The sequence below is a fragment of the Fumia xinanensis genome (assembly GCF_014384905.1).
Taxonomy (GTDB): domain Bacteria; phylum Bacillota; class Clostridia; order Oscillospirales; family Ruminococcaceae; genus Fumia; species Fumia xinanensis.
In genome coordinates this window covers 1367051-1375442 of the sequence record NZ_JACRSV010000001.1, presented here as the reverse complement: position 1 = coordinate 1375442, position 8392 = coordinate 1367051, and the positions used below count along the sequence as shown (strand labels likewise).

The window sequence follows — 8392 nt, the reverse complement described above, 5'->3', positions numbered from 1 at the left end:
AGGCAACGGCGCTATGATGACCGGCTGGCTGCAGCAGGGAAATACCTGGTATTACCTGAAAGACAGCGGAGCCATGGCGACAGGCTGGAATTGGGTAAATGCTAAATGCTACTACTTTAGCGCCAGCGGCAAAATGGCAGCAAACACCACCGTGGGCGGATACAAGGTAGACGCTTCCGGCGCGTGGGTGAAATAAGACCTGCATAAACATGATCCAAACCATGTTTTAGGTATATCTGCAGCGATGCTGCACCTGCAATGCTATCTTCTAATCTCCTTAATCTCCTATACCTATGCTTGAGTGGAAATAACTCCTCTCAAGGGCAAAACCGGCTGGATTCTCCGGCCGGTTTTTGCAGTAACTGCGGTATTGTGCCGGAAACGGTACGGGCGCTGTCCGGAAATTTTGGACGGTAGGATAAACGGCCTTGTCTTACAGTCCCCAATGTGGTAATCTTTAAAAAGAAGACCGTTTTAAGAGCCGCAGGTTGTTCGCTGGCGCTGTTAAGAAGGCGGTGAAGCAAATATCAGAATCAATTGAATCCATAAGGAAAGGCGGTTAACATATGAAGGGATTTTTCTGTTCCAAAGAGGAAATTTGTTCGTTTGCGGGGGACGTGGTGACCTTGCAGGTCTGTGGTGGGGATGAGCTTTCCGCCGCGCCGGTGGAGTGGAGCTGTTCCGACCCGTCGGTGGTCCGGATCCGGGACTTCGCAGGGGAGGAGGGCGGCTTTGCCGACAAGGTGCTCCTGACCCTGCTCAAGGAAGGGAGCGCGCAGGTGACGGCCTCGTTGGACGGGCAGGAGGCCGTCTGTCAGGTGACGGTACGCAGGATCAAACATGCCGGCCCGGAAGAAAAAATGAACTATTACCGAGGAGACATGCACGCCCACACCGGATACTCAGACGGGGTTGGAACTCCTGAGATGGCTTTGGCCAGAGTAAAAGAAGAGAAATTTTTGGATTTTTACACCATCTCCGACCACGGCATCGCCTATACGCCAGAGAAGTGTTTTGCAAACGTTTTGGCGGCGGAACAGGCCACCGACGAGCAGTTTGTCGCCTTGCCCGCTCAGGAGGCGGACCTTTATTTTGAGCTGCGGGACGATTACGGGTTCTGGGTCAATCAGGGCGGGGAGCTTCTGACTTTCCAGGGGGAGAAATGGGCTCGTACTACCGATTGGGACAGCTATTTTGAACGAGTAGGCGAGCACAGCGCCCTCATGCTGGGGATGCCGCATCCCAGCGACGTAGGCGGCGCGGAATCCACTATGTGGAACGGCTATAACCTGCCTTATCTCAGGGAACCGCGGGCGAAGAAATATCTGCGGTTTGTGGAAATTTTAAACAGCCCTACCTTTGAAGCCTATAATCTGCTCCATGAGCGGATTTTTTCCCAGGCGCTGGATTTTGGCTACCATGTCTGTCCATCAGCAGGCAGCGATACCCACTCCTATAACTGGGGGGAGGGGGCCATGTGGAGCCGCACCGTCATCATGGCGCCGGAGCTCTCCAAAGAGGCGATTATCGACGCTATGCAGAGCGGACGGGTCTACGTCACCGAAAGCGGCAACGTGAAGCTGAAATTCCAGGTCAATGGCGTCCACCCGGGCGGCACAGTCAAGGCCTGCGATTTCTACCTCTGCGACTTTTCCTTCGACGTGTTCAAGCCCGCCAACGAAAACGAGCGCATCGTCAAAGCAGAACTCTTTTCCGACTATGGAGAAGTGGTGGATTCCGTTGAACTGAACCGCAGCCGGATTCGGGGAAACTACACCCTGATAAGCCGCGATGTGAACGCCCGGTACTTCTACCTGCGCCTCACCGACGCGGCGGGAGACCGGACATGGTCGGCTCCTATCTGGACGGACAACGCGCCCGACGAACCCCTCACACTGCCCAAGGGCAAAAAAATTCCTCGAGAGGAGTGCGTGGTTTTGTCCGCACCGGGGAAAAATCCCGAAAAGCTCTTTAACGGCAATCCCAACGACGGCTGGCTCAGCGACGAGATGCCGGCGGAAATCCTCATCGATCTGGGCAAGGTGCGGAGAATCTGCGGATTGGGGTATTACCATCACTTCGTCGAAATCAAAAACTGCACCCACGTGGCTCAGCTGCTGGGGAAATTCAAGCTGGAAGTCAGCGTAGATGGGGTGAACTACGAGGAGGCGGTCCGGCGGAATATGCGCTCCTACGGTTCGGAGCAGGTGACGCCCTTCTCGCCAAAGGAGGCCCGGTATCTGCGGCTCACCATTCTCACCTCGGTGGGGATGGAACGGGGGACGCCCATGTATCGGGACATCCCGGCGGCTATCGGGGAACTGAGCGTTTACGAGAGCGAGGAATAATTTTTACAGGCAGGGGCGGCGAGAGCCGCTCCTGTTTTTTTACTGCGGCGTGGGGGAGCAAAAGGATTGTTGTAACATAAGGTTACAAATTCGCACAATGGAAAACAGGAATACAGAGGCCGACCCACGGTTTACCCATGGCTTCTATCAATTAGAACCCCCGCTCTCGGCCGGTATGGCCAAGGGCGGGGGTATTTGAACAACGAGTCCCATCTATTTTATGATAAGCAATGACTTTTTTTGATTTCGGCATCTATCCTGTCGACAGCTTCCTCAATGAAAGTTTGCAGGGCCTGGTTGAACCCTTCGCTTAAAACACTGCCCGTTTTCTCCTCCAGGCGGGAGACGAATTCTTCCGACAGCTCGACGGTAGTAAAAAGATTGTCGTTTTCGTCGCAGATATCGATTACGACCATGCTATTTGTTTTGTTCATAACACTTCTCCTTTGAATTTCCAGCAATCCCTTGAAAGAAGTATCCACCCATGGTATAACATTCTTGCAAACTGGTGCAGTTTATGTTACAATATTTAGGCCGACGTTCTTTCGGGATTGTTGGTGTTTGGGGAAGCGGCGGTTCCTGTGGTGGGTGAGCGCCGCTTCCTGTTTTACTGTTTGTTGAGCGCTTCATACAGGCAGTTAGCGCCTCTGCGCAAAACCTCGGACCGGGTGACGTTGAGTTTTTTCATACAAAACTCAATTTTTGCCAGTGTCTCGTTGTCTACACGGACTTTCAGGTCGTGCTCTAAGGGCTTTTCTGGATGAGGCCCGGGTTTTTTCCGCTCCTTCAAACTGTCACCTCCTTATTTTGGAACACAAGTTAATTTTATATCTTGCGTTCCAAATTGTCAAGAGAAAAATTCGAATTGATGTCAATAAAAACCCGGTAATTGCCTTGTGGCAATTACCGGGTTTTTTGTAGGGGCGAACTGTGTTCGCCCGAAAAAACCTTCATATGAAAACGGGTGAACACAGTTCGCCTCTTTTGACGGTTATTTCTCTATCACCGAGTTGTCCGCGAGGATTTCCGGCAGATATTTCATGCTGTCTTTTTCGGTGATCTCCCGGATCACCCGGCAGGGGACTCCCGCCGCAAAACTGTTTGCCGGGATGTCCCTCGTCACCACGCTGCCAGCTCCGATGACGCAGTTGTCCCCGATGGTCACACCGGGGCAGACGGTGACCGACGCGCCGAACCAGCAGTCGTTTCCGATATGCACCGGCTTGGCGTAGCAGAGGAGCTTTTTCTCCCCCTCCGCCGTCAGCATGGCCCGGCGCTCGTCGGGCAGCATGGGGTGAATGGGGGTAACGATGGTCACATTCGGACCGAAATTGCAGTTGTCCCCAATGGTGACTTCTCCGTCGTCCTGTACGGTAAAGTTAAAGTTTGCAAAAAAGTTTTTCCCAATCTTGGTGTGAATCCCGTAGTGAAAGGCGATGGGACCTTGGATTCGCCCGCCCTCCCCAAACGCGCCCAGCATTTGGGCGAGGATGGAAGCGCGCTTTTCTTCCTCGTCCTCATAGGTGTTGTTGTAGTCCACATTCAGGTTGTGGGCCTTCCGCTTGAGAGCCTTTAATTCCGGTTCAGCGGGAGAAAATAGGACTCCCGCCTTAATTTTTTCCTCCGGGTGCATAGCGCTTTCCTCCCTGTTTGATGTGTTTTGAATAAACGAGGGGTAAATTGAGATGACTGCTATATCCGAATAAACAGCAAAACGTTAAATTATCTTCATTATAACTGAGCTGGGAAACTCTGTCAAGAATCCGGGGCTTCCGCAGAGCAGAGGCAGGTTTTTCGTCGAAAACCGCTAATCGGCGATGTGTAAGAGACCTTTCCTATTCGGCAAAGAAACGAAGCTGAGACGTAAAAGAACGCCGTTTTAGCAAACGGCGTTCTTTGGTTATTTACAATAAGCTGCTCCGGCGGAAAAATTATTCCCGGCCAATCCAGCAGTAAAGAATCTGGCTCGTCCAGCTCCAGAAGGAGTCTACGTTTCCGTAGCCGCGGAGCTTTGTGGAATAGAAGTCGTGGTACACATCGGAATAGAGGGGGATGTCGGGGAGCACCTCATTCCAGCGCTGCTGGAAGGCGACCCATTTTTTGGCGTAGCCTTCGGTGTCGGACTGGTCGGTCTCCCGCAGGTCAGTGGCAAGTTTAAAGAGCTCTTCGTCCTTGATGAAGTTCTGGTTGAAGACGCCCATGTACTTGTCGTCCATATTATAGGCATACCAGGGGTCGAACACCGGCTCAAAGCCTGTGGCCAGGTTGTACATGTTGTACAAAGGCTCGGTGACGCCCTGGCGCTGGAGGTTCTGAAGGAGGACGTTGAATTCCAGGGTGGTGGAATTGAGCTTGATGCCCGCCTGCTCAAAAGCGGAGGGCAAAACAGTGTTCAGAAGGTCGGTAACGGGGTTGGGGGTGGTGTTAGCCCAGTTGATTTCCAGGGGCATGAGCTTGCCGTCCACTTCTTTGTAGCGGACGCCGCTCTGGTACGCGCCGCCCTGGGCGTTTTTGGTCCAGCCGTCTTCCTCGAGAAGGGCGATGGCTTTCTCCACGTCGTACTCGTAGTCGTCGAGGGTGCGCTCGATCTCATCGGAGGTCTGCTGGTACATCCATTGGCCCACGCCGTACATGCCTTTGACGACTTTTCCGTAGCCGCCGGTGAACTGCTTGGCGAATTCGGGGCCGTCGATCAGATGGGCGATAGCCTGGCGGACCTTGACAAACTGGGTGGGGCCGAAGTCGCAGGCGAAGGCGATGCGTCCGTAGCCCGCACGGTCGTAGGAGGTGTAGCCAGCTTTGCCTTCATCGACAAGGGCCAAATCGGCTTCGATTTCGGTGCCGCCGGATACGTTGGTCAAAAGGTCCACAGAGCCGGAAGCCAGCTCGTCCCGCTGGTTGGCAGTAGTGACCTTTTTGAGGACGATTTTCGCGATAGAGGGCTTTTGTCCCTCATAGTTTCCTTTAAAATAGGGGTTTACTTCGACGACGGCCTGTTTGCTGGACCGGTCGAAGCTCACAAACTTGTAGGGGCCGGCGCTGACAGAAGGATTGTAGCGGTAGCCGGTGTTGGGGTCGCCGATAGTTTTTGAAAGCTCCTCGGCGGTGAGGCTTTCGATAGCCGCGCCGTTTTCAGAGTCGGTGATGGAGGCGCTGGGAGCCAAAATCGCCATGGGGTAGGGGATGACCTGCACCAGATAGTTTTCGTAGAAGAAGGGGAGCCGTTCCGATTTGACGGTGAGGGAGAACTTATGGTCGCCCAAAAGCCGGACGCCTGCAAAGGCGTTTGTCTCGCCGGCGTTATAGGCGTCAAAGCCCACAAGTTCGGGGTTTTTGTTGGTATCTGCGCCGTCTACGGAGGCGAACACGGGGGAATTTTGCAGGAGGACGGAAAAAACGTAATCCTTTGCGGTAATATCGCTTCCGTCGCTGAATTTCAGGTCTTTTTGCAAGGTGAAGGTAAAGGTTTTAGAGCCGTCGCCGTTGTCGACGGTGTCCATTGTTTCCACAGCGGTGGGGTTCATCTCATAGAGGCCTTTTTTGGTGTAGACGGTGGTCTCGTAGCCGTTGATAAGGTCGCGGACGTCTTTGTCGGCCGCGCCGTTGCCCCAGGCGGTGGTGAAGAGGTTGCTTCCGGTGATGTCGGTGACACGGCCCGCCACAATCTGTCCTGTGGGTTCTACCGGCTGTCCGTCGGGGGTGGTGTTGCCGGTTCCGCCGGAGGAGGAGCCTCCTCCCGGTCCGCCGCAGGCGGCCAGGCTCAGGGCGGTGACGGAAGCCAGCAGTATCGCAAGTAATTTTTTCATATCGAAGTACCATGCCTTTCTGGATTCAATTTATAAGGGAGGATTTCTGGAGCCGGAAAATCCGGCTGTAATGCGGAAAGCCCGCTTGTCCGCCGGCCTTTTGCCGCGCGGGGCGCGTCGTGCCTTATAAAACGCCATTGTTCTACAAAATACAAACGCCGTCCTACCAATTATACACGATTTGACCAAAAAGTTCAACTGCAATATCTGGGAGGCAAATTTCCGGATTTTGAAAACAATGGGGGACAAAGCGGAGGTTTTTTCTCATTTCTTAAAAATATTGTGCCCAGCTTGCGGTGCGAAAACCGGATGATGCATAAAAGAAACGTTTTTCAGGCATAATGATCATAGAAATGTTTGAATTTGGAAAAGGCGGGCCGATTTTGCGCCCGGCCGGAGAAAGGACGGGGATTTCGGTGAACATCCGGCATAGCGGGCCCACACGGAGACAGGTGCGGGCCATTACCTATCTGATTGCGGCGCTGCTCATCGGGGGTATCTTTTTGTGGCAGACCATAAGCCTCATGGGAGCGGTCAAACGGACCTACTCCTATCTTTGCTCCGCCATGGACGTGGTCTTCGCCCAAGAGGCGTAGTTCTGTGCACCGTAAAGGAAAAATCCCGCTCAAGAAGAGGCGGTGCATCGGCAAAAGAGCCGCCCCAACGAGACGGGGCGGCTCTTTTGCATGATTTGGGCCAACGCCCGATAAGGGGAACGGCAGGCTGATTGGCTCGGTGAAGCTGGCGAGGGCTTTCCCCGTGGAGGCGAAAGGGCGCTTGGTCCTGTTTTCGAAACCCGGTTCTGGCGCCGGCTGCGGGAGAGGGTGAGGGCCGCTCTCGCCGGGCCGCCTGGTTGGCGGTGGCAAGGCACAAGTCCCGCGAAATGGGGAGGTCTGCCCCGCTCCGGCCTCACAGCGCCAAGTGCAAACGGGGGCTAGCGCACCCACTGTCCGCTCTTATTCAGGCGGTAGCCGCCTATCTTGGTATTTGCGGCCATTTTTCCGCTTTCGTAGAAGTAGTAGCACTTGCCGTCGATCCAATTCCATCCCACGGCCATGGCACCGGAGGGCGTCAGATAGTACCAGGTGCTGCCCTCTTGGAGCCAGCCGGTTTTCATGGCGCCGCTGCCAGTGAAATAATACCAGGTATTGCCTACCTTCTGCCAGCCCACGGCCATTTCGCCGGAGGGCGTCAGATAGTACCAGACCGAGCCTATGGGCAGCCAGCCCTGCTGCATGATGCCGTCTTTACAGTAGTACCATTTTCCATCCACCTTGGCCCAGCCGGAGACATAGCTGCCGTCGGGAGCTTTCAGGCTGTAGCCGCTGCCGGTTTTCTCCCAGGTGTAGCCGGTGGGCCTGGAAGTGTCTGGTTTAGGGGTGTTAGGTTTGGTATCGGGTTTGGAAGTATCGGGTTTAGGATTGAATCCGGTGCCTTCCCGCGTCCAAATTGCTGTGTAGACAGTGTCACTTTCGATTTCTTCAAAGGGCTGGTCCCATTTTTTGAGGGTGTAACCGTAGCGGTAGATGGCAGGCGGCCGCACTATTTTTCCGGCTTGAATCCAACCTTTTAGCAGATCGCCCTCCTGAGTCCAGCCGTCCGGCAGTTTGTCCGCAAGGGTACCTCCATCCAGGTCAAAGGTGACACGGTAATAACCGACCACCTCTACAGTCACCATATTGGCGGTCAGCGTTACATTTTCCGCGGGCATGGTGAATATAGTGGCTGTGCTGAAGGGGTCGTCAAAGGTTCCGCCCCCGCTGCTGGTCCATTGAGTAAACTTCATCCCGCCAAAGGGGGTTCCGGCCTGTACAGCTACCCGGTCACCTTCCCGGTAAGTTTCCTGTGCCGTTCTGTCGAAGCCGTTCACCATGGTTATGGTGTAGGTTTCCTCTGTATTGTCGGCGTACAGGCCGGAGGATGTACCGCTTTCTGCTGTATCCGCCGCGTAAGCTGTTCCGGGTGCCGCCATCGAGGCGATCATGCTCAGGGCCAGGACGGTGGAAAGGATGCGTTTTTGCCGTTTGCTCATAAATCTCATTCCTTTCTGGAGCCTGTGCGGACTGGCTATGCGGCCTCCGCACGCGGTTTGGGGTTGAAAACAAAGTTTTAAACGATTTTCTCCAACTGAACGTTTTGCTCCGGGGGAAGCAGAAACTATTCAATAGGAAAACAAATAAACTTTCTATATGGTTTCACCAAAAGGGAAAAAAATAAACCAAATACCAAAATATGATA

At 54.0% G+C, this 8392-nt stretch carries 7 protein-coding genes and 1 pseudogene; 3 read left to right on the top strand and 5 right to left on the bottom strand.

What is annotated here, in order from left to right:
* A pseudogene (locus tag H8710_RS06545) lies at positions 1–196 on the top strand (N-acetylmuramoyl-L-alanine amidase family protein); the annotation flags it as partial.
* Between the two features lie 370 nt (positions 197–566).
* A complete protein-coding gene (locus H8710_RS06540) occupies positions 567–2348 on the top strand; it encodes a CehA/McbA family metallohydrolase (RefSeq protein ID WP_249294661.1) in 1782 nt (593 codons plus the stop codon).
* Positions 2349–2566: 218 nt separating this feature from the next.
* Here the strand turns inward: H8710_RS06540 and H8710_RS06535 are convergent, their stop codons facing one another.
* The 4 genes from H8710_RS06535 to H8710_RS06520 form a co-directional block, all read right to left on the bottom strand.
* Positions 2567–2782, bottom strand: a complete 216-nt coding sequence (locus H8710_RS06535; RefSeq protein ID WP_249294659.1) for a hypothetical protein — start codon at positions 2780–2782, stop codon at positions 2567–2569.
* A 173-nt stretch (positions 2783–2955) separates the two neighbouring features.
* Positions 2956–3138: a ribbon-helix-helix domain-containing protein gene (locus H8710_RS06530; protein ID WP_249294658.1), complete on the bottom strand. Its 183-nt coding sequence runs from the start codon at positions 3136–3138 to the stop codon at positions 2956–2958.
* Positions 3139–3339: 201 nt separating this feature from the next.
* The gene (locus tag H8710_RS06525; protein ID WP_249294656.1) at positions 3340–3981 is read right to left on the bottom strand and encodes a sugar O-acetyltransferase; all 642 of its coding nucleotides are present in this window, start codon (positions 3979–3981) and stop codon (positions 3340–3342) included.
* Positions 3982–4279: 298 nt separating this feature from the next.
* On the bottom strand, positions 4280–6154 hold the full coding sequence (locus H8710_RS06520) for an ABC transporter substrate-binding protein (RefSeq protein WP_249294655.1): 1875 nt from the start codon (positions 6152–6154) through the stop codon (positions 4280–4282).
* Between the two features lie 416 nt (positions 6155–6570).
* Between H8710_RS06520 and H8710_RS06515 the strand changes: the two genes are divergently transcribed.
* The gene (locus H8710_RS06515) at positions 6571–6750 is read left to right on the top strand and encodes a hypothetical protein (RefSeq protein ID WP_249294653.1); all 180 of its coding nucleotides are present in this window, start codon (positions 6571–6573) and stop codon (positions 6748–6750) included.
* Positions 6751–7088: 338 nt separating this feature from the next.
* Here the strand turns inward: H8710_RS06515 and H8710_RS06510 are convergent, their stop codons facing one another.
* Positions 7089–8186 (bottom strand): InlB B-repeat-containing protein, encoded by a 1098-nt coding sequence (locus H8710_RS06510; RefSeq protein ID WP_249294651.1) that lies wholly within the window; start codon positions 8184–8186, stop codon positions 7089–7091.
* Between the last annotated feature and the right edge of the window lie 206 nt (positions 8187–8392).

Bases quoted from the DNA above. Each gene is read 5' to 3' on its own strand.
- H8710_RS06540 (WP_249294661.1), top strand. From the start codon at position 567: ATGAAGGGATTTTTCTGTTCCAAAGAGGAAATTTGTTCGTTTGCGGGG.
- H8710_RS06535 (WP_249294659.1), bottom strand. From the start codon at position 2,782: ATGAACAAAACAAATAGCATGGTCGTAATCGATATCTGCGACGAAAAC.
- H8710_RS06525 (WP_249294656.1), bottom strand. From the start codon at position 3,981: ATGCACCCGGAGGAAAAAATTAAGGCGGGAGTCCTATTTTCTCCCGCT.
- H8710_RS06520 (WP_249294655.1), bottom strand. From the start codon at position 6,154: ATGAAAAAATTACTTGCGATACTGCTGGCTTCCGTCACCGCCCTGAGC.
- H8710_RS06510 (WP_249294651.1), bottom strand. From the start codon at position 8,186: ATGAGCAAACGGCAAAAACGCATCCTTTCCACCGTCCTGGCCCTGAGC.